The organism is Algimonas ampicilliniresistens (assembly GCF_030159955.1).
Lineage (GTDB): Bacteria > Pseudomonadota > Alphaproteobacteria > Caulobacterales > Maricaulaceae > Litorimonas > Litorimonas ampicilliniresistens.
Map to the genome: position 1 here is coordinate 389510 of NZ_BSNK01000001.1, position 20518 is coordinate 410027.

The 20518-nt window shown below is 52.2% G+C and carries 18 protein-coding genes; 9 read left to right on the plus strand and 9 right to left on the minus strand.

The annotated features are described in order from the left end of the window. Nucleotides 1-39 precede the first annotated feature (39 nt). From QQL54_RS01740 to QQL54_RS01750, 3 genes are read left to right on the plus strand one after another with little or no spacing between them, the layout of a single operon-like run. Nucleotides 40-1893, plus strand: coding sequence for a toll/interleukin-1 receptor domain-containing protein (locus QQL54_RS01740; RefSeq protein ID WP_284386883.1), 1854 nt, complete (start codon nt 40-42; stop codon nt 1891-1893). 10 nt (nt 1894-1903) lie between these two features. After that, nucleotides 1904-2491, plus strand: a complete 588-nt coding sequence (locus QQL54_RS01745) for a hypothetical protein (protein WP_284386885.1) — start codon at nt 1904-1906, stop codon at nt 2489-2491. A gap of 51 nt (nt 2492-2542) precedes the next feature. Next, nucleotides 2543-4048 carry a TRAFs-binding domain-containing protein gene (locus tag QQL54_RS01750; protein ID WP_284386887.1) on the plus strand — a complete coding sequence of 502 codons (1506 nt, stop codon included), beginning with the start codon at nt 2543-2545 and terminating at the stop codon, nt 4046-4048. Here the strand turns inward: QQL54_RS01750 and QQL54_RS01755 are convergent. Then, the gene (locus tag QQL54_RS01755) at nt 4045-4692 is read right to left on the minus strand and encodes a Crp/Fnr family transcriptional regulator (protein WP_284386889.1); all 648 of its coding nucleotides are present in this window, start codon (nt 4690-4692) and stop codon (nt 4045-4047) included. The genes QQL54_RS01750 and QQL54_RS01755 overlap by 4 nt on opposite strands. A 141-nt stretch (nt 4693-4833) precedes the next feature. Here QQL54_RS01755 and QQL54_RS01760 point away from each other — a divergent pair, with 141 nt between their 5' ends. Both QQL54_RS01760 and QQL54_RS01765 read left to right on the plus strand, forming a co-directional pair. Continuing rightward, a complete protein-coding gene (locus tag QQL54_RS01760) occupies nt 4834-6912 on the plus strand; it encodes a hypothetical protein (RefSeq protein ID WP_284386891.1) in 2079 nt (692 codons plus the stop codon). Between the two features lie 95 nt (nt 6913-7007). Further along, the gene (locus QQL54_RS01765) at nt 7008-8408 is read left to right on the plus strand and encodes a S8 family serine peptidase (protein WP_284386893.1); all 1401 of its coding nucleotides are present in this window, start codon (nt 7008-7010) and stop codon (nt 8406-8408) included. Between the two features lie 258 nt (nt 8409-8666). Here the strand turns inward: QQL54_RS01765 and QQL54_RS01770 are convergent, their stop codons facing one another. The 4 genes from QQL54_RS01770 to QQL54_RS01785 all read right to left on the minus strand — a co-directional run bounded on the left by QQL54_RS01770 (nt 8667) and on the right by QQL54_RS01785 (nt 12665). Beyond that, nucleotides 8667-9446: an NAD(P)H-hydrate dehydratase gene (locus QQL54_RS01770; RefSeq protein ID WP_284386895.1), complete on the minus strand. Its 780-nt coding sequence runs from the start codon at nt 9444-9446 to the stop codon at nt 8667-8669. Between the two features lie 447 nt (nt 9447-9893). Continuing rightward, nucleotides 9894-10439: a hypothetical protein gene (locus QQL54_RS01775; protein WP_284386897.1), complete on the minus strand. Its 546-nt coding sequence runs from the start codon at nt 10437-10439 to the stop codon at nt 9894-9896. Between the two features lie 304 nt (nt 10440-10743). Further along, on the minus strand, nt 10744-12132 hold the full coding sequence (locus tag QQL54_RS01780; protein ID WP_284386899.1) for a hypothetical protein: 1389 nt from the start codon (nt 12130-12132) through the stop codon (nt 10744-10746). Continuing rightward, a complete protein-coding gene (locus QQL54_RS01785) occupies nt 12129-12665 on the minus strand; it encodes a hemerythrin domain-containing protein (RefSeq protein ID WP_284386902.1) in 537 nt (178 codons plus the stop codon). The genes QQL54_RS01780 and QQL54_RS01785 overlap by 4 nt, the downstream gene beginning before the upstream one ends. Nucleotides 12666-12712: 47 nt before the next feature. Here QQL54_RS01785 and QQL54_RS01790 point away from each other — a divergent pair, with 47 nt between their 5' ends. Further along, a complete protein-coding gene (locus QQL54_RS01790) occupies nt 12713-13540 on the plus strand; it encodes a class II glutamine amidotransferase (protein WP_284386905.1) in 828 nt (275 codons plus the stop codon). Here the strand turns inward: QQL54_RS01790 and QQL54_RS01795 are convergent. Further along, nucleotides 13537-14766, minus strand: a complete 1230-nt coding sequence (locus QQL54_RS01795; protein ID WP_284386907.1) for an APC family permease — start codon at nt 14764-14766, stop codon at nt 13537-13539. The two genes, QQL54_RS01790 and QQL54_RS01795, sit on opposite strands and share 4 nt — an antisense overlap. Before the next feature lie 713 nt (nt 14767-15479). Between QQL54_RS01795 and QQL54_RS01800 the strand changes: the two genes are divergently transcribed. Genes QQL54_RS01800 through QQL54_RS01810 form a run of 3 tightly spaced genes read left to right on the plus strand, consistent with a single transcriptional unit; the run spans nt 15480 to nt 17572 of the window. After that, nucleotides 15480-16316: a universal stress protein gene (locus QQL54_RS01800; RefSeq protein ID WP_284386909.1), complete on the plus strand. Its 837-nt coding sequence runs from the start codon at nt 15480-15482 to the stop codon at nt 16314-16316. Between the two features lie 10 nt (nt 16317-16326). Continuing rightward, a complete protein-coding gene (locus tag QQL54_RS01805; protein ID WP_284386911.1) occupies nt 16327-17157 on the plus strand; it encodes a universal stress protein in 831 nt (276 codons plus the stop codon). A gap of 13 nt (nt 17158-17170) precedes the next feature. After that, complete coding sequence (locus QQL54_RS01810) at nt 17171-17572, plus strand: hypothetical protein (RefSeq protein ID WP_284386913.1); 402 nt, start codon at nt 17171-17173, stop codon at nt 17570-17572. 233 nt (nt 17573-17805) lie between these two features. Here QQL54_RS01810 and QQL54_RS01815 read toward each other — a convergent pair whose 3' ends face one another. The 3 genes from QQL54_RS01815 to QQL54_RS01825 all read right to left on the minus strand — a co-directional run bounded on the left by QQL54_RS01815 (nt 17806) and on the right by QQL54_RS01825 (nt 20447). After that, nucleotides 17806-18219 carry a hypothetical protein gene (locus QQL54_RS01815; RefSeq protein WP_284386915.1) on the minus strand — a complete coding sequence of 138 codons (414 nt, stop codon included), beginning with the start codon at nt 18217-18219 and terminating at the stop codon, nt 17806-17808. A gap of 179 nt (nt 18220-18398) precedes the next feature. Next, the gene (locus QQL54_RS01820; RefSeq protein WP_284386917.1) at nt 18399-18806 is read right to left on the minus strand and encodes a hypothetical protein; all 408 of its coding nucleotides are present in this window, start codon (nt 18804-18806) and stop codon (nt 18399-18401) included. A 327-nt stretch (nt 18807-19133) separates the two neighbouring features. After that, nucleotides 19134-20447: a phospholipase D-like domain-containing protein gene (locus tag QQL54_RS01825; protein ID WP_348520694.1), complete on the minus strand. Its 1314-nt coding sequence runs from the start codon at nt 20445-20447 to the stop codon at nt 19134-19136. Between the last annotated feature and the right edge of the window lie 71 nt (nt 20448-20518).

The window sequence follows — 20518 nt, forward strand, 5'->3', positions numbered from 1 at the left end:
TCTCGGTCTACTAGTCAGAGCAGCTCTGACGATGCCGCCATGGTCGATGGACTGATCTCTCGAGTGCATGGCGACGGCAATATTTTATGCTATCGTGGTTTCAGTTCGTTTGAGACCACTGGATATTGGATGCAGCCACACCACACGTACAAAGCATTTATCAGTTATAGCCACCATGACCGGAAATGGGGCTCGTGGCTGCACCGAAAGCTTGAGCATTACCCGTTTCCTCCCAAGGTTCTCTCTGTAGATAGGGACGGCAAGTATAGTCCCTATCTAATGCGACCCATTTTCCGAGATCGTGAGGAATTGACCGCTGGCCATGATCTGGGCAGAAAAATCGAAGCGGCCTTAAAGCGGTCCGAAGCCTTGATCGTCATATGTTCTCCCGCGAGTGCAAAGTCGCACTGGGTCAATCAGGAGATCTTATACTTCAAGCGGCATAATCGTGACGCTCGCATCTTTAGTGTCATCGTTGAAGGGGAGCCCTTTTCAGGCGGAGAAACCGAATGTTTCCCTGACGCTCTGCGATACACGGTCGATGAGACAGGGGCGTTGACCCGAACACCCGCGGAGCCTCTCGCCGCAGACTTACGGAATATTGGCGACGGAAAACGGCTTGGCTTACTGAAACTTCTATCGGGCTTGGCCAACATAGGTCTGGATGATCTGGTCCAAAGAGACCTTAGACGCAGCAGACAGCGCGTGATGACCATCACGCTATCCGCATTGGCCATTGTGATAGCGATGGGTTCACTCTTGATAAGCGCAATGAATGCGCGAGAGGAGGCGGATTTCCGTCGGAACATAGCGGAAGAGCAAATAGAGTTCATGCTGACGGATTTAAAAGAGGAAGTTAAGAAGGTCGGGCGTCTCGACGTGCTCGATGTCGTCATTCAGAGAGCGAGTGCCTATTACGATGATTTTGAACCGACCCTAGATCAGCCAAAGGCTTATGAACGTTTATCGCGTGTGAATATGAGCCTAGGTGAAATTGCGCTTGAATTTGGTCGAGTCGAATCCGTGGACGAAAAGCAGCCCAGATCAGCGCGATCCTATTTTGAAGACGCCTATAATCAGGCACGCCGTTTATATGAGCGCGCTCCAGACAATGCAGATTACGTTTTTAACTATGCGCAAGCTGCGTATTGGTTGGGTAGTTTGAACTTTTCCGAAGATACCAAAAACGAAGCTCGGCAATTTTTTGAAAAATATGCAGATCTAGCGAAACATTTGTCGGTCCTTGAGCCGAATACACTTCGCGGTCGTATAGAGCCCATAATGGCGGACACCAATTTGGCCATATGGGATTCTAGGCTAGGAAAGCTCAACGTTCCAACTAAGACTATTGATGAGTTGGTGAGCCGGTTTGAGGCCGCATACGCGTCGTTTCCAACGGCCCAACAGATAATTAAAGAGCTGGCCTACGCCTATGCATGGCAAGCGGAGGTTCATGCCGCAGAGGCCCCGGATTTCTCAGTGCTGACGCGGCAAAAACAACTTCTAGTCTTGCAAATCGCGCTCCGAAATGACCCAAAAGATAGGGCTCTGGAGCATGAAGTAAATCTCGCTGCAGCAGGCGTTGCTAAAGCTATGTTGAATGCAGAGCGGTATCACGACGTTGTCGATATCATTAATAATAGAATGAAGTCGGCGGAGAGGTTGTGGCAGCTAGATCGTTCAAATGATTATTTCCTGAGAAACTATGTGTGGTTGAATTACTATTTGGCGAGCGCCGAGGTTTCCTTGGGTAAAGTAAAATACGCAAGACAACGGATCGAAGAAATTCAACGTGCGAAAATATTCTTCGACGGCAGAGAGGTAAGCCTCCCTGTGATTTTCTCAGAAGTAGAGAAATACATTGAAAAACTTGAACTGCACGCATCTAAATAGGGAGCTTAAGATGGAGCCAAAAAAGCTTGTAATTTATAGAGATTTTCGTGGAAACCCACGAATGACTCGATTAGAAAATTTGAATAGAGGGCGAGGATTTATTGAGGAAATTAAGAGATTTTCTGACGGAGATGGATATACTCCAAGTAATTTCCCGCAGCGACTCTGGGACCTGATTTACAAGTCAGATTTAAACTTTGGCGTTCTTGAGGGAATGCCGATCGAAATTCATCTTGATGAGCAAACCTTCGGTGATTTTAAGTTCTATGATGGGTTTGAACGAGTGCATGGATATAAACTTCGGCACTGGACAAGCAGACCAATCAGTATCGATAATCCGAGAGATGAGTACCGTGACATAATTGAAAATGCTCCAGATATGTCGAAGATGTTTACGAAGTTAGTGGTTGAAGACGATGTCCTTAAATTTACCTATGAGGGGCCGTCTGCCGTGAAAAATAGACAGGATATATGGAGGGATAAATATCTTTTTGTTTATGATCTCTATCTGACCAAGAGAGATGGTTATGATCCTAATGATGCAACCACATATATCTGGTTCGATCCAATTATCCGAAATGATGGAAGTCCGCCATAGGCAATAGTGCATGTTCAAGGAATCGAGTGTTAAGGATAGACTAGGTCTCAGATGATACCTCGTGATCAATACGACTCCGCTATCGTAGCTTTGCGCGAGAGCCCCGACAGCTTGCCGCATATGCATCAGGCTGTTTTGGCGCTCGCGCGTGCAGGATCGCTTGCTTTTGCACGGCAGGAATATGCGCGCTACGGACTGGATAAGGTTTGGCATGATGAAGACATCATGGCTCTGGGGGGGCGCCTGTACAAAGATCTGTATCTCAGCTCCGGCGGCGTGACGGCCCGCGACTTCGCACTCGAGTCAGCGGATCGATATGAAGCCGCGTTCAGGGCAACGGGTGGATATTATTCCGGGATCAATGCAGCGACCATGGCTTGGCTTGGCGGTGTCCCCAATAAAATCGCCAACATGCGGGCTCAGCGTGTCCTTGAGTTGCTGCCCACACAAGATTTGTCCGAAAAAACAGATAAATATTTCGTCGAGGCCACGCGAGCAGAAGCACGTCTTCTACTTGGTGAGGAGAGTGCCGCGCAATCCGCTCTCCAAGAGGCTTGGGACCATGATCCGCTGAACTATGTGGCGCAGGCATCAACGCTTAAACAGCTCAAAATGATTTCTAAAAAGCTTGAACAACCCCTGTCGTGGCTCAGTCATTTCACGCCCCCTCAATCGGTTCACTTTGCTGGCTATATTTTCGAAAATTCAATACCGGAGACTGATCTGTTGGACCTCAAGAAAAAGGTCACGGACTCTATTCAACGGCAGGATATCGGCTTTGGATATGGGGCGCTTGCAGCGGGATCCGATATCTTGATCGCGGAAGCGTTACTGGATCAGGGTGCGGAATTAAACGTCGTGCTGCCGGGCCCAAAACACGCATTCATAGAAAGATCTGTGCGTCCATATGGGGCGCATTGGCTTGATAGATTTGAAACTTGTTGGGAGCAGGCAGCGTCGCGGCAAGAATTGGACATTGGTTCATCTAAGCCAACCGATACATTAACGGGGCTTGCCAGCGCCATGTCTATGGGGATGGCGATCCGTAGCGCGGACAGGCTGGCTGTGCCGGCCACTCAATTATTGATTTGCAACCCGGACGATAGAGTGTCTCAAACTGCGGCGGATGCGGCACTATGGAAGGAGTTTGGTAGAGATCAGACCTTCATAATGTCGCCCGCAGTCCAAAGTTCGACAAACACGCCGCGAGACCCACTCGGGGATACTCTAAAGTATATCCTTGTGGAGGGTAGGCAGGAGAGCGCTCACGTTGAGAGTGACATGGTAGCCATACTGAACACGGCCCATCATTTGCGAGAGAGTGGTCATCCTCAAATCAAGCTTGGAATCCATACCTATCTGAAGGGCGACCCGAAGGCACAGATTATTGCGCAGTCTCTGCTAGAGGCGGCGCTTCCGGGCGGAATATATGTATCGGACACGATGGCCAATCTGATTGCTTTGATGGCACATGATACACATAGCGTGAGCTATGCCGGAAGAACGCAGGACGATTACGAAGCCTACGCACTCGTTGCGAAGCCTAAGTTAGCCTAACGGATGTGCCGCTCTAATCGCTCCATATCCCTGATGATGATGGCGCCGGATGTGCGGGATAAAACATCAAGACTGCACAATCGACTGACCGTCCGGGAGACTGTCTCACGTGTACTGCTAATCCGCCGTGCTACCTCTACAAAAACGGGGTTGGGCCGAATAATCTGACTCCCCGGATCACGCCCGATCGGTTTGGCCATACGTTTGAGCTCGGCACAGACGCGACCGGGCGCGGATAATGTTACGGCTTCGACCAAACGTAGCGTCATGTCATTTAATCTCTGAGCCATATCTCTCTGGATTAGGTTTTGCAGATCAGGGTTCTGGCTCAGGAGCGTTTCAAACATTTGCGGTTTCAGGACAACGATCTGCACAAAAGTGTCGGCGACAGCTTCGGATGTTCTCGTGTTCTCAATAAAATAATCTATGTAGCCAATAAAATCGCCAGGTAAATATTGGCTGACCCATGTTTGTTGGCCAGTTTCTGAAAACACATGCGCTGAAATTTGGCCGTCTAAAATGAAACTAATTTCCGACGCCGGATCATCCATCGAAAATAATCGATCCGAAGGGCTTAAGGTTTGAATAGTCCCGTAAGACCGAATTAGGGATTCACGATTATTTTGAACCTCGTCCCGCCCCACAACGTAGTCTCCCTAGGAGGTAATACGTTTCAAAATAATAAAGTATAGTCAAGAAATTCTGCTGAGCGTGATGATGATCACGCGGCGAAGAAGCGGATTTCAGTTACGCCATCATTTGTAGAAATGAATGGGGTACAGGAAATGCGACAGGTAACGGCGGGGCTTTTCACGACAACGGCGCTGGCAGCGCTTATCTTGAGTGGCTGTGCGAGTGGTCCCTATGTTCAGCCCGATATTCCACGGCCCGGGATGCAGTTTTCCAATGATGCCGACAGGAAAGCACTCGGTAAAAAGCTCGGTGTTGAGTTCCAATCCGGTTCAACTAACGTTGAGACGAAACCCATCAGTTACCAAGCAGCTGACCAATATGGGCGGTTTTTGATTGATGCTTACAATAACGCGTTGCAGGCTTCGGCTCAGAAACGACGTGGCGCGAATCTTGGCTCTATCTGGGGCGGGCTCGTCGCTCTCGGCCTTGAAGCGACAGATAATGGTGGCGACACGGCCCTGATAACAGGGCTGAGCGCATCAGGCCTGGGAATTAGCAGCCGTGTCCTGATCTCACCGAGCCACGAAGCCGCCTATAGTCTGGGTGCGCGGCAAGTGATCTGCGTTCTATCTGCGGCGACTGATAATCGCCCTCAGGGTACCGAGTTTGATCGGATTGAGAAAATGAAAGCAATTCTGTCAGAGTATCAGCAGGAATATAATGACGTAGTGGATAGTTTTAGGTCGGAATTCAGTGATCTGATTTATGACGCAACGGACGATGCGAGTGGAGTAATCGATCAAGCCATTAGGGACTCGGAAGCAACAGCCAAGCGAAGGTCGACTCAGGATAAACCCGTCGAGCCTGAAATCCCCATAAGTGCGAGAGAGAGTCTACTAGAAAGTTTTGTGAGTCAGATTGAGGCGATCAGGGCCACAAATAATATTCCACAACCCGATGCGAGTCTGGCGGCAGATCGTGCGAAGAGCGAAGTCGACGCTTTACTCCAAGACTATGATCGACTTGGGGCACAATTATTCAACCGGATTGAAACTGTTCGCATGCAAGTGAATGATGCGGTTCGACGCACTCAACCGGATCTCATTCAGCTCAATGACAATTTGCGAGCGTCCGTTGATGGGGGTCTCGCTTTTGCGGATTTATCGACGGTAAAGCCCAAATCCATGACACAGCCCGCACCTTTAGATGTAAATAATACTGATCCGAATGTGGGTGTCACTCTATGGTCTAGCGGCGATGGTGAACTCAACCAGCTTAAGTCAGAACTCGATAGTATCACAGACGACTTGACCAAAGCTCGCAATGAGGACTTCGCTCGGATCATAACATTAAGAAACAAGATAAACGCAACGGTCAAAGAACTCGAAGATGACATAAAGGCTCTCGGTGGCCAGACGGTTCTGACCTTCCCAGACAATGCGTTCGCAGCCTGCACGGGTGCCAAGATCGACGCCATCGACCGAGCGCCCGCCATCGCTATCAATCCCGGCAGTTTCGCATTAGCTGAAGGTTATGAAGGCGGAACCGTTAATACCGAAATCACGGGTGGTGCAGCGCCCTATTTCGTCAAGGACCGTCCTGATGGCGTCTCGGTCAATGGATCGATCCTGTCAGTTACGTTGGAAAAGAACGATATCAAGCCCGGCGGGCAGGACCAGCAATTCATCATCACTGATACGCTTGGAAAAGCGACGATTTTCACCATCAAACAACCGCCAAAACTAGCAAACTCAGCTGGTGGGCCGACTGTTCCAGCCGCTCCCAATCCCGCATCCATTGGCAATGAAGATGATACGGATGTGTTACTGTCAGGAGACAGAGTGACTGCTGTTCAGACAGCTTTGCAGTCCGCCGACAGTGGCCAACTCATTAGCCGGCTCGATATTGATGAGGTTAATACATATTTGAGCGAGACCGACGCAGATGGCAATCCGGCCAACAACTTTGTCGATAGCCGTTTTGGGCCAGTCACGCGCTGGGTCGTTCAGGGCTATATAGACGACCTTTTGGATCAGGATGCCAACGCCGTAAGCCAGGCCAGCTGCGAAGCGACCGACGCTATCCTGACTGAAATCAACGACCATTCATTGGACAACAACTTCCTTGTCTATTCGCAGGACGCGATCGGATTAATGAAAAAACAGGACGTCGACGAGGGACTGCTATCGCTGGCGGCTTGTCTGCTGAAGGTTCCCGAAGCTGCTGAATAGGATGCAGTCGAACTCAATTGGACGACGGCTCAGTCGGACCGACGACTTCGTAAGCGATGACCCCGACGAGCCCATTATGTAGGGATGGTGCGCAAATGACCAAAACAGTCCTGATCATGCTGGATAGTGACTATCTGGACGAAGATTTCGAGGCCATTCTTGCCATTGCCCCGCCCGACGGTGGCGATGCATCTGCGGCCTATGAGCCATCACCTGACACTGCCAAAACCATCACGACGCCGCAATCAGATGGCTTGCGTTTTGCGCACCGGCGTCGCGTGTTGGCTGCCTTGGCAGAGTCCATTTTGGAGAAAAAGGGCAGCCTGCCACTTTCGGCAATGACGGCTCCACTTACGAAGGGCGAAATCGAAGAGACAGCATTCGGAGATGATGCCGATCTGTCAGTGGATGAAGAAGAGCGTGTCAGTCTGCTTAGTGGGATTGGGGCGATCATTATACGAGGTGAAGATCTCGATATAGACGAAATAAATCAACGTGAGGGAGTCTCCGCCATTCCCGATACATTCATCCCGATGGTCGATTCATTTGAGATACAAACAGATAAGGAGAGACTATCTGATCACTGGCATCTCGAGCAGATCGGACTTAGATCTGGTCAATCGGGCGGTAAGGGGACTGTGATCGGTATCCTAGATACAGGAATCGATAGAAGTCACCCTGAATTTTCGGGAAAGCGAGTCTACTTTCAGGAATTCGATAAGGATGGACGGCCAGTCAATAGGCAAGCGCGCGATGCGAGTGGGCACGGGACTCATGTCTGTTCGATCGCTGCCGGCGCGACATATGGCGTTGCGCCCAATGCCGCTCTGGCTGTGGCGGCTGTTATGACGACTCGCGACAGTAAAGGGAGGCTGGGCGGGAAAGCTCCTCAGATCGCTGCTGGTATTGATTGGCTTGTAAAAAAGCAGTTTCGTTCCAATCGAAGGGGTGTCGATATAATCAACGTATCAATCGGCTTGGAGGGTTATGACAACTCTCTTATCAGCATGATACGCGCAGGGCGAAAGCATGGAATTCCTACTGTAGCTGCGATCGGGAATAATGGTCGAAAAGGGCAACACAATCATACCTCTCCGGGGAATTATGCGAAAACCCTGGGTGTCGGGGCTAGCGATATCGATGACATGGTTGCAGACTTTAGCGATTGGGGCAAAGGCCCCTACCCGGAGGGGCCGCGCTACCCTGTTCCAAATATCTCTGCACCCGGTGTCCACGTGAAGGCTGCTATTCCTGGTCGAGCTTACGCACGGTTTAGCGGCACGTCCCAAGCCGCCCCCATTGTGACGGGGGTCGCGGCCCGCTGGATGGCGGCAAACCCGGCTTTCCGGCGGAATCCGGAAGCGCTCTTCGGTCAGATGAAACGTTCGCTCGATCAGGTCCGCGAGAATAGTATACGGCGAAATCAAGGTGGGCTTGGACGAATTCGAGCTGTACCTCCGCCGACAGCGGGTAACATGAATAGAGGGAATGCTTGATCACGCACGGGGCATTTTCAGGAGAAATTTTGACCGAAGCGAGCGGCTACACGCTGCCTAGTCGACGACTGAAAAGGGCTCAGTTGGGGGAAGGCAAAGAGAATGTTGTAGCCAACGGTGACCAGAACCGAACATTCACCACAAAGGCTATTCGACGCTCATATGTTTCGAAACGGCTAAAATACTTCTGGAATATGGTATTAGATTGCACGGATATTATTCGAGCTGAGATCTACTGCCAATGCCGTTGTTTTAACTTCAACTGTGAAGGTCCCATAAGACTTCAGATACAGTGAACTCGAGGTCACTTCCTGTCAGACCAGGACCGAGTCTGTCACCACATTCACTCAAGAACCATGCTCCTGCACATGCAGCATGAAACGTATCCATACCTTGAGCCATTAGTCCCGAAATTAGACCCGCCAGAACATCACCACTCCCTGCTTTTGCGAGATAAGGGTTAGGTCGATCGTTGATGACAACTCGTCCGTCGGGATGTCCTATCAGCGTTTGAGGCCCTTTCAGAAGAATGCAGGCGTTCGTTTGAGCGATCGCTTGTTGTAGGCGCTCTAAACGTGATCCTGAGAGTCCGGGGAAAACGCGCCTAAATTCTCCTTCGTGAGGGGTTAGCAAAGCCTCTGGGTCAAGAAAGCTGTTTTTGGGTTCGATCGGTATAGCGCCTGCATCTAGCAAACGAGGTTTTCCAGAGAGTTGCTCTAGGCGCTCTCTCTGATCACATAGAATTCCACCCGGCCCCCCTAAACAAACTGAATAATCGCTCCAATCCGCGTGATCCTCGTTTCGCACGATGATATCTGGCGGCAGGCAAGCTTGATAAAACTTCACACGATTTCTGGACAGAACGGTCACGACCCCTGCACCTATCCGGTTTGCAGCCGATGCAGCCAATCGTGTTGCCCCGGTCAGGTCTTCGGATGCGATGACCGCTAGGTGGCCTCGATCATATTTGTGCAGCGCATCGGAAGGAAACGGGAAATGTTTGAGCCAGAGTTCGACTCCGTTGATTAGAGGCTTCATCTGCGTTTCCTTTCATCAATAGCGAGATCGAAGTTTTCGCCCTGCAACGGTAACATCGCTGACAAGCTGGGCTTTCCGCTTATGCTCTGGGTGAGAGTGGCCACAGCGACCTTGTGCCATGCCTGTTGCAAACCTGCCGCGACGATAGATCCTGAACCAACCAGTCCACACGCTTGGAGGATCGGCATGCGCGTAGACCATATTGAGTTGCGCGATTTCGGCTCGCACCAAGAAAATCTGGCGGCGGATGCGCATGCGTCAGAATAATTGCGTCTATGCCGCGCGCCGACCCGGGAATTGTCTCCCTATTGCGTTGCTTGAGTTTGTAATTGCCTTGGAACAGACCGCAATTAACGAGGTAGCGTTGACCATTTGCGCCCGTAAGATTGCCTGACACCGTCACGGTCCCCGCGGCGCCCAGAGAGGCGAGATTTGGCCATATTCGCTTCAACTGATTGCTGCCTTGCAGAGGGGTTCCCACCCGGACATTGCCGCGGCAAAGCCAGCCGTCTGATAGGTGACCTCGACGTCGTCGCCCCCCTCATCGGCGTAAAGCACAATCATCTCATTCGCGCTGGATAGGGCAAGCGTCGCGTCCTCCGTATCGCGCGCGACGGCGAGAACGTTTATGCCCTCTTCGACAAGCTCGACAGCCAACGGCGTTCCATCAAGCTTGACCTGGACAGGTCTCAAAATGTCGATGGTCTCGCCAAGATGAATAGTTACCGCAGATGTGTTCACAAGGCAGGAAACGATGATCCCTTGGTCAAACTGTTCGAGTGCGAATAAATCTTCGGGTCGTGGGGCTAGGTGAAAAAAGACCTCCCGGTCCGCCTCATTTTCTCCGTGCCAGACTTCAATTGTGCGCCACTGACCGTGCTGAGGTTTCAGGGCGGTTTCGCATTGCCTGTCTACGACGGAGCAATGGCAGAGGAACCGGCTCATTTCCGTCGGCTTTTCGCGACAGGCGGCGAACGCCTCACGAATTTCCATAGACTGTGGCGAGGACATCGGGTCAGTCGCATAGCCAGTCGGGGCTAAACAGAAGGCTAGCACGGCGCAGAAGGCTCGGCAGAGCTGTCGAGGAGACGGGTAAATTGATTTTCGATGTTCCATTTTCATTTCGTTTCTCCAGTTCGTTCGGCTTCAATGCTTGGCTCTGAAACGGTCTGATTCAACATGTCAGACTCAGCCCCGCAACATTCAGGTCTTTAATTGTGCCGAAATTTTGTCATCGAAAGTAACGGGGCGGCAGTCGGTGGTTTATTTCGATAATTATACGGATCTCGATTGGCGTTCAATTCGGCCACTGGGACCAACCTAGTTTGGAAGCTTCGAGGCGTATGGCGATATGCAGATCACTCTCTTTCGGAAGAAGTCTTATAACGTTTGATGGTTCCGCAACATGTTCAGAATTCGGATCAACAGGTTCTTGCACGACTTGAAAGTCACAAGGCTCTAGCCCACCCGTGATGCGATTGCAGATCGTCATGGGGATCGATACGCCGCCCCACCGCGCGTTCGCCTCGATCCATTTCAGTCTGCGTGCTTCGTCACTTGTGTCCACTAGGACAGAGTCGAGACTCAATCGGCCATAATATCCCAAGGACTGATAGACGAGGCCGATGCGGGTTGCTTCGCTGACCATGCGGTCCGTCAGATCGTCGTTAAGCACTATTCTCATCGCACCTGTGAACGCTGCGTGATCGCCATTTACGGTTTGCATAAAAATTCCTTCGACAATTGGCGGCCCATTGACCGTCAAGGGAATCCACATCTGTACAGACGGACTTAGCGAGACATTATCGACCCAAACGCCTGCGAGCATGATCTGACCAGGCCTCCAACCTATCCGAAGAATTTTCTCCCTAAGCCAATGTCTGCGGGCTTCGGTTGGTAGGGCGAGGAGTTCAGAGGACTTAATTTTGAGGTTGCCAAGTCCTCCGGCACTCGAAGGATGTTTGATAACTAAAGTTTGATGGTCATGGGCAAGGCCGGACAGATATTTTTCAAGACCGACAGGCGTTTGTCGTTCGCTGGTCAATGGGCAGGCATCCTTACCAAGAAGGCGCGTCACGAGCGTCACAAACTTCGTCTTGTTGTTTGCAAAATGAGATACTGATGTCGGGGGGCCGATAATCCTGACCTTAAACCCGGCGGCCTTTGCGATTGCGCGCCCCAAAGTCCAGACGCCGTAGGACATCTGGTACGGTGCAATGTTGAGGGTTCCTGCATTTCGGCAGGTCGTGACGATGGTATCAAAAGCGGCGCGGTCTTCAACACAGGCCAATGCAAGATTTCCGGTCTCTGCAACAGCAGCGACGTCAACCGCGATGATGGTTGGCGAACCCAAGTCTACCTTTGTTTGAAAATATGTCTCGTGGTTCATATTGCGAGGACTGGTAACAAGGTAGAGGTCATGGTCGCCAGCCAAGCCCAGCATCCGATATTCGAAACGTCTTGCGGCCTGTTCGGTCACGAGAGCTGTGCCGCGATGGTCTTCAAAATAGAGTGTGGGTCCGGGTGCCCAGCCACACACAATGTTTCCGGTGATTGAGGAGACAGCGCTTTCGTCGTCGAAGCTTGACGCGGTCTTCTTGGCTTCGCGCCAATGCGCGTCTGAAACGTCGGTTCGGTGCGACCGCACGATGGGCCACGGAGTTTTCGTATCGAATGGAGCTTTCACGATGGGCCGCTTTTGTGAGGCGTGCCGTTGACTTGAGGTCCGCATGGGTGAGCGACGAACCTGACGTCTGACCATGAAGGCGAAACGCGGCGCCAGGCCTCTAGTCGCGTCATCAAATCTGCCATGGCTTGCGGCGCTAATCCGCCCATGGCCCCGAATAAGCGGCCGCAGTCAGCGACGTGATGATCCAGTGCATCAATCTCGGCCAGATCGGCGGTCATGTCGCGCTCGGTTTGCGGATCTGCCTTCGAGAGGGCTTCGAGAAAAGCTAGTCCCTGCTCATGTTCGGCATACATGCGCTCGACCTCCTCTGCGCTCAGATGTGAACGCAAGGCCGGGTAGAAATCATGTTCTTCAAAAGCGATATGGGCACCCGCAGTCTGGAGAATTTCTGCAGCTAGTCTTTTCGCCTGCTTGCAATCTTCAGATGAGATGCATTGACGCAACTCGTAAAGCCGCCGCCCCAGTTCGGCGTGATCGTCCTGAAAGGCATCAAAGAGACGTTTTCTGACATCGGGCACAGAGGAACTCATGAGCGTCTGATATCAGAACGGTCCAAGTCAAACTGACGAGCGTCATAATGTGCCGACTTTATGCTTTCACCGCGACCGAGCCGACCAAGGTCGAATGCACGCTTGTACACGCGCAGAACGCTTTAATGGCCCAGAGCACAGGCGACATGTCGGGTGAAAGCCATTCGGAAGGCTGGGGCATTGCCACGTTTTCGAACGGAAAACCTTTTGTAGAGCGCCAAGCTTGGGCTGCCTATCACGGCGAGCATTTCGAACGCACGGCAGCGAATATCTACGCCAAGACAGTTCTGGCGCATATCCGGCGGGCGTCGGTCGGAGAGCCTAGCCTCAAGAACACGCATCCGTTTCATGTTGCCCCTTGGGTGTTCGCCCATAACGGAACAGTTCCGAACTTCGAGCACGTGAAACCGATTTTATTGGCACAGACGGATCCGCAAGAGGCGAAGGCTATTCAAGGCCAAACCGATAGCGAGCACGTATTCGCCTTCATACGTTCTTGCTTGAAGGAGGCGCGAGACTCTGATGTCGTATCGATCATCAGAAAGGCTGTGCTATCCGTTGAAATGTGTAGTCACGAAATAGACCCAAACGCCCGCCCGGGACTGAATATCATTATAACAGACGGACAGCAGGTTTTTGGAACGCGGCTGGGACGCACGCTCTATCATGTATACCGGGATGGTGTCGTCGATTGCCAGATATGCGGCTTCCCTCACGTCCATCATGATCCGAGGACAGCTTACCGCGCCAGCGTGATTGCCTCCGAACCGCTCAGTGATGAAAAGTGGGTAGAGGTGCCAGACCGCTCGATCTGGTCTGTTGCGCCGGATACGAAGCAAATCCTCATCGCACCTCTCGACCTTGCTCAATCCTAAATCAGGGTCGCAAGACTGAAGATCAGAAGAATCGCGCAAGTTAGAAAACCGATGACCGGTATCCATAGGGGAACAACGAAACCTTCGGAGTTGAGGGGTGTTTTTTGGCGCTTAAGTCCAATCAGAGCTGCATTGACCAAGGCGAAGACGAGGAGTGCGAAACGGGATGTCCACTCCGCAAGCTGGCCGACCGGAAGGGCGAGAGCCAGAACGAGTACGATAGCGACAACGACCACGGTGGCAATTATTGGCGTACCGGTTATCGGCGAGACTTTACCCAAGGTGGTCGGTAAATGATGGTTCTTCGAAAGCCCGTATAAAACCCGTGACGACATGATCATTTGGATGAGGATGCCATTGATGGTCGCTAGACCAGCGATGAGATTAAAGGATAGGAGCGTGGTAGGTGATGCCGTCTCAAAGACAAGCAGGAGCGGTGATGCCGACGATGTCAGCGCCTCCATCGGAACGCTGAGAACGACGACCGATACGACCACTAGGTAGAGTAAACTGGACAGACCGAGCGTTAAAAGAATGGCGCGCGGCATGGTCCGTTTTGGTTGTTTGGCTTCTTCCGCGACATTAGCCAAATCTTCGAAGCCAATGAAGGCGAAGAATGCCAACAGCGCCCCTGATAGAATGCCGGACCAAGCAGATGTCTCGAACGGCGGAACCAATTCCCCGGCCCTTTCGATGAGCATCGGATCGGCTTCTAATGCGAACGTGATCACTAGTAAGAGTCCGAAGATCTCGGCGACGGTCAGAAACGCCGCGATAGTAACGGACTCGAGAATACCCCACGCCGCAATCAATCCCAGAAAAATGATCAAGCCCGCCGTTAGGATATTTGGTTCGATCGGAATAAGATGAAAGAGATAGGATGCGGCTCCAATCGCAATCGTTGCTGACGAAACAATACCGCTTGCCGCGACAAGTAGTCCTACGAGCAGTGCCAATTGTGGACGCCGCAATCCTTTTTCGACGAATATGGCCTCACCGGCACTGACCGGAAAGCGCGTGCTCAACTCAGCATAAGTCAGTCCCGTGAACAGAACCACTCCTGCTGCGACAGCAAAGGAAACTGGCGCGTAGAGTCCGGCTTCCGCCGCCGTCAGTCCGATCAGAACATAGATGCCCGCCCCGATGGTGACACCGAGACCATAAAGGACAAGGTGGAACAGGCCCAGGCGGCGACGAAGGCCTTCAGTCTCAGGTCGTGACGACATGGTCTAGTGCAGATGTGGGAGTATACGAGTAACGACGTTGAGTGACATCACACCCGGTACGCAGAGTGATATGGCGGCTATCGCCATCTGTTTTAGACCAATTGTTCGTCACATTGTTTGTATCGAAAGAATGAGCCAACTCAGATTTCGTCCGTTCGGTCGGTAGTGACAGATAGGCCCACAAGACCGTGCCGTCGCACCGCTGGAGGGTTCTTCGAGAAGGGAAAAGCTGTTTTGGCTTCTTTGGTTTGCGAGCTTTGCAGCTCGGACGAGGAGCGCATCTTCGTGTGTCTCGCGCAAGACCTCGTTAAATGCACAGACATCAACACCATAGAAATCCGCCCTAGTCTTCACATCGACTGAAGCAAAGTGCCTGGAAGACATGGATGGATGGTATAGCGGCAGGGGGGGCGCACACGATGTCGTCAGTGCGTTCAGCAAAATTATCCTGATAGGCCAGTGTTTAAATCTCATGACAGACTCTCACATTCGGGGAAACGCTATGATGATTGCCGACTGACCTTCTGACAGGTGTCACGAAACTGACCGTGTTCGCGACTGAGAAGTACAAAAATCGAAAATTTATAATAAATTACGAGTCAATCCTGCTGGGCTGAGGCCGCCGACAGAGCTTCGTCGGACAAAGTGATATTTGTCAGCGATGGCCCGCGTTTCTGTTTCATCTTTGTGGCGACGCAAAAATGGAGAGACTCATGAAAACGCTTCTGGCTACCCTTCTTCCCGATGATGACATCGACTCACTGTTGGACGTCATTGTCGAAATTGCGAGCAGACATGGGTCGCATGTTGTTGGATATATGCCGATCCCGGGACCAGTCCTGATTCCGATTGCGTCGCCCGTCGCAATGGTGCCGCTCGACGACTCAATGCGGCGTCGCTTTAAGGCTGAATTACCTAAGGTCAAAAAATCATTCGAAACCCGCATGAAGGCCGAGGGCCTGTCTTTCGAATTTCGATCAGATGAACGGATCAGTCTTCGCTTAACGTCTGGGATCGTCGCCCAAGGGCGGACCTGCGATATGGTTATCGTGCGTATGCACAAGAATAATGGGAAGTTTACGGCGGAAAGTGCGGAAGAAATTTCCGACCTTGTCATGTCGGTTGGTCGGCCGGTCTTAGCCGTGCCGCCAAATCTTTTGCGGCCGTTTGCGTGCAACCGTGTCACGCTTGCGTGGGACGGGTCGCGTGAGGCAGCAAGAGCGGCCTTCGATTGTGTGCCTCTGCTCGCCAAGTCGGCGGAGGTGGAAGTGGTTTGGATTAACCCCGAAAAATCTCAGATGGGTGACGTGGACATACCAGGCGCGGAGATCGCCAACGTGCTTGCACGGCACGATATTAACGTGATCACCAAACCCGTGACGAGCCGGTCCAAGGATGGGGCGGCAATCGTGGAACAGGCTATTGTGAACGCGTCAGACATCCTGGTGTTAGGCGCCTACGGACATTCCAGATTGCGTGAGCGCATCCTGGGCGGGGTCACAGAACATGTTCTGCGGCACCCGCCCTGTGCCGTATTGCTGTCAAACTGAGGAGGCGAATATGAAGACGATAATGGTCGACATAACCGGCGCTGATGCCACCCTCAAAGTTCTGAAAACCGCCGTGACTCTTGCAGAGCAGAGCGATGCGCACCTTGTCGGTTTATACGTCGAGCATGCACGTTTGGCGATGACTGGTCTGTATAGCTGGGGAAGCGTCTACACCTATCCAATCGTGGACGAAGTCGAAGAAAAGCATCGAGAAGCAGCGAAAGAGATATTTGCTGACACGCTTGCCTATACGGGCCTGACGCATGAGTTTCGAGATGTCGATATGGAAGGTATTTCGCCGCTTGATGCGGTGATCGCTCAGTCGCGACTGAGCGATCTGTTCATTACAGGAGCGGAAACAGGATGGAACGACGATCCGAATGGGCAGGCGGATAGTTTAAGCCAAATTATCGAAGGGGCAGGACGCCCCGTTCTCATTATCCCAGAACACATGCCGGAGAAGGTCAATCTGAAGCTGGCCGTGATTGCGTGGGACGGGTCGAAAGAGGCCAGTCGGGCGGCCTTCGATGCCATCCCAGTCTTGAAGTCGTACGAGTCCGTTGAGATCGTTTCAGTGAATGTTGACCCGGCCGACCAAGAGGTTCGCCGCGTTTCCATCGCTCGATTGACCGACAGCCTGGGCAGGCACGGTATCGAAGCGAGCTTCCGGGTTATCCCGGGAGATGGAAGCGATCGGAATGCGCTACTGAAACTAAGCGAAAGTGCCGACCTGATGGTGATGGGCGCCTATCATCACAACCGCGTTCGCGAGTTGATATTCGGGGGCGTCACAAGGGGCTTCCTGAAGACCGTTCCGTGTCCAATTCTGTTTTCACGTTAGACGGAGATTATCCATGTTGAAAAAAGTCAGACTCGAACTGGCCCGCACGCCAGACCAACCGGCTGGCCGCAAGGACCAAGGGTTCGTCCTGATTGCACCACTAAGCGAAGACGGTCATTTGGATCCAAAGGATTGGGAAGAGCATAAGCAGGATTGCCGCGTTACCCAGTTTCAGGGCACTGCTGAACACCATCATGGCTTGCTGCAATTCACTCCCGCATCAGAGGGCGGCCTGCCAACTTGGTTCGCCATATTCGAAGATGATAGTGTCGCTGAAGGATTTCGTTTCGAGACGGAGCGCTTTGTGCCCGGCGAATATGTTTCGTTGGCCGTGGATGAAGACACGGCGTTGCCCTACACGGTTGTGTCGGTCCTTCCTGCCGATCAGCCAAGCCCCCACAAAACGCATCTATGAGCCAACCGACACGATAGCCATATAATGGGTGGTTTTCTACTGGCTGGCCTGATGACTGCAACAGATGTTGCTGGCCTTCATTAGTTGTTCGCGCGGCACTTTAATTGCGAACGACGATATTGAGTGCGGCCAGTAGAAGGAGCAGGAGAACGCCGAGGCATCCTCCGCGGTCACGACCCTCGGTCGTCATTTCGGCTTTTCGATCCAAATGACAAAGAGCATAGACATGTCGCTCATGTTTCTGGCTTGTCCTGTTGGGGCGGCGCGAGCTCTCGTGCGCTGTTTTCGGCGATCGTCGCTTTCGCCAAGGCCAATTCAGCTTCGTCTAGCGCGCCCAGTGCGACGTCCAATGCGGCTTCCGCATGACGTTGGCTTTTCTCGCTCTGCTTGATCAGGTGGTCGACTTCACGGGTCTCGCGCCATGCATAAACCTGGTCGAGTTTGACATCGACCCAATCGTCAAGAGTTTCATAGGCGTTGGCGAGTTTTTTGCGCGACGTATCGATGGTCTCTTCGATCGCGTCGGCACCTCTATCAATGGCAGATCCCTCCGGTGCGATGCCATTCTTGATGGCGTGAAGTCTGGATTGGAGTCGGTCTACGCGGTCATGGATAGCGATATCGAAACGGGTGATTAGGTCGGTCATTATATTCTCCACTTTGTGGACTTTTCAAATCACAAATTTAGTCTCCCAGACTGACATGAGACAGACTTTGGAGAATTAAACGATTATCTTTCACAGCAGGAAAACGGTCCGACCATTAGAGGTCATGATGAGGCAATTCTCCCGAATTTCGCAACTGTACCCAGACGGGTTCCGAAGGGTCAGTCGTCAAGGAAACGGACGGGATCCAAGGTTTCTGCTGTGTCCTGCGCGACGGCGGATGTGATCAGCGATATCTCTGCCTCATCCAACGCGGATAGGGCAACGGTCAGGGCAGCATCGGCGTGCTGCCTGCAGCGTTCGCTTTCCTCCATCAATTTGTCGACCTGGCCTTCTTCCTTCCAGGTCATGAGAGACCCATGTTCGATTGCTTGCCAATCCTCGACGATGGCCCTCGCTTGAGAGAGACGACTCCGAGATTCGTCCAGTCGTGACTGAAGGTGGTTGAAACGGTCATCCAACTCGCTGCCTTCGGGCAGTGGGCGCGGGCTGAGATCCAAAAGCCTGTCTTTAATCTGATCGATACGTTCGTGCAGGGAAATGTCGAGGTTTGTGGTCGTGTCAGGCATAATATCGTCCTTTGTAGCTACCCTAAACTAGAGCGGAGTGGCTTTCAGAAACTGACGGATGACAGTCTAGCATCAAAGGCAAAGGCGTCATTTGAATTATTACAAGAAGCGGCACTGGACGGGTCAGCCGGGTTCGGCACAAACTCGACAGTAAAAGTGTCCTGATGCCGATTTGTATCGGTCCTATGTTCCATCAATCCGGCATTTCCGTCTGTGATTTCAACCTCCGTCTGGCATCCGATAGCCAATCCACGTGCCGCAGCTATTGCGGTCGATGTCCTGAAAAAGTGTTTCGCGAATAGGGTGCTAAATCGCATTCGGTAGACTCTAAAGATAAGGCAGCGCCAGCCGGGCAACGGCATTTCGTATCGCGATTAGTGGGTTCCGCCCTTCCAATGTCTTCTCAGTTGCAATGCTGCCCTTGGAAAACCGACGGTCGATCTCCTGATCCAAGGATGCGATGAAGTCGATCTGTCGACTGATCAGATCGACTTCCTGATTGAGCCTGAAGGACCGCGCATCCCAATTAGAGCTACCGATTAATGCCCAATTCCTGTCGATTGTCATGAGCTTAGAGTGGTCGAAACAGTCTGGTCTATAAGCAAGCGTGCAACCTGCTTTGACCAGTGCCCGGCTTTGTCTTCGGGAAGCCCAGTCTAGAACTGAATAGTTCGACCGATCTGGCATAAGGATTTCTACGTTCACGCCTTTTGCGCGCGCGGCGAGCAGGGCCGAGCGAAGTCCCTCATCGGGAAGGAAATAGGGTGTTAAGATTCGAATGCGCGACTCGGCATGAAGTAGCGCGTCGAGTAGGACGAAACGTAGAGCCTCGACAGGATTGGCGGGCGAACTCATCACAATCTGATCGAGTTGGTCAGCTGTCTGGTGATTATCGGTCTCCGGCCGGGTTGGAGGTTTAATGAATAGTCGCGTCGAAGAGGCTGACCTATCCCAGTCGGAATCAAATATACTTTCAAGCTGGACCGCGCAGTCACCTGACAGGGAGAATTGAGTTTCAAGGTTAGGAACTCGTCCGATATTCGCGCTGCCGACGAAGGCGATGCAGCTATCGATGATACATATTTTTCGGTGGTTCCGCAGGTTCAGATAGGGAAGCGACCAAGGCCATAGCGCCGCGTTAAACCGACGGACATCTAACCCCGCTTTACGCAGGCGCGAATACATTCGGGCGCGGCGCCAACCCCACACCGCGCTGTTTCCGAAGCCGTCCAGCAAGATACGAACATGAACGCCTCGGCGATGCGCAGCTTCCAGAGCGTCCGCAACTTGATGGCCAAGGCTATCGGACCGGAAAATATATGTCGACAACACGACCGAATGGCGTGCTCCGTGTATCGCGTTTGACAGGCCGTCGTGGATACTCTCGATCCCGACCAACATCTCTGGCTGCTCAATCGAACAATTCATAACATGATCTACGGAAGGGCTCATTTTGCCGGGAAAGCGATTGATGCCGAAAAGCCAGTAGGCGGGAACGCCGATCCAAGGAAATACACTCATCAATGCAATCCAGAGGATCGCGGCTTTCGGGTCCGATTTTCGCAGTAGCGCGTGCAGGCAAAAATATATTGTAACGCCAAAGACGATCCATCTCAGCAGGATTTGGGCATCAAAGTTTATCGATCAGGCTCCGGTTACGGCAGCATTCGATACTCGGCTCTCACTATATGATCATGACAAGCGTCACTCAT

Bases quoted from the DNA above. Each gene is read 5' to 3' on its own strand.
- QQL54_RS01805 (WP_284386911.1), top strand. From the start codon at position 16,327: ATGAAGACGATAATGGTCGACATAACCGGCGCTGATGCCACCCTCAAA.
- QQL54_RS01800 (WP_284386909.1), top strand. From the start codon at position 15,480: ATGAAAACGCTTCTGGCTACCCTTCTTCCCGATGATGACATCGACTCA.
- QQL54_RS01775 (WP_284386897.1), bottom strand. From the start codon at position 10,439: ATGGAAATTCGTGAGGCGTTCGCCGCCTGTCGCGAAAAGCCGACGGAA.
- QQL54_RS01765 (WP_284386893.1), top strand. From the start codon at position 7,008: ATGACCAAAACAGTCCTGATCATGCTGGATAGTGACTATCTGGACGAA.
- QQL54_RS01750 (WP_284386887.1), top strand. From the start codon at position 2,543: ATGATACCTCGTGATCAATACGACTCCGCTATCGTAGCTTTGCGCGAG.
- QQL54_RS01760 (WP_284386891.1), top strand. From the start codon at position 4,834: ATGCGACAGGTAACGGCGGGGCTTTTCACGACAACGGCGCTGGCAGCG.
- QQL54_RS01795 (WP_284386907.1), bottom strand. From the start codon at position 14,766: ATGTCGTCACGACCTGAGACTGAAGGCCTTCGTCGCCGCCTGGGCCTG.
- QQL54_RS01740 (WP_284386883.1), top strand. From the start codon at position 40: ATGGTCGATGGACTGATCTCTCGAGTGCATGGCGACGGCAATATTTTA.
- QQL54_RS01745 (WP_284386885.1), top strand. From the start codon at position 1,904: ATGGAGCCAAAAAAGCTTGTAATTTATAGAGATTTTCGTGGAAACCCA.
- QQL54_RS01810 (WP_284386913.1), top strand. From the start codon at position 17,171: ATGTTGAAAAAAGTCAGACTCGAACTGGCCCGCACGCCAGACCAACCG.
- QQL54_RS01770 (WP_284386895.1), bottom strand. From the start codon at position 9,446: ATGAAGCCTCTAATCAACGGAGTCGAACTCTGGCTCAAACATTTCCCG.
- QQL54_RS01815 (WP_284386915.1), bottom strand. From the start codon at position 18,219: ATGACCGACCTAATCACCCGTTTCGATATCGCTATCCATGACCGCGTA.
- QQL54_RS01785 (WP_284386902.1), bottom strand. From the start codon at position 12,665: ATGAGTTCCTCTGTGCCCGATGTCAGAAAACGTCTCTTTGATGCCTTT.
- QQL54_RS01790 (WP_284386905.1), top strand. From the start codon at position 12,713: ATGTGCCGACTTTATGCTTTCACCGCGACCGAGCCGACCAAGGTCGAA.
- QQL54_RS01820 (WP_284386917.1), bottom strand. From the start codon at position 18,806: ATGCCTGACACGACCACAAACCTCGACATTTCCCTGCACGAACGTATC.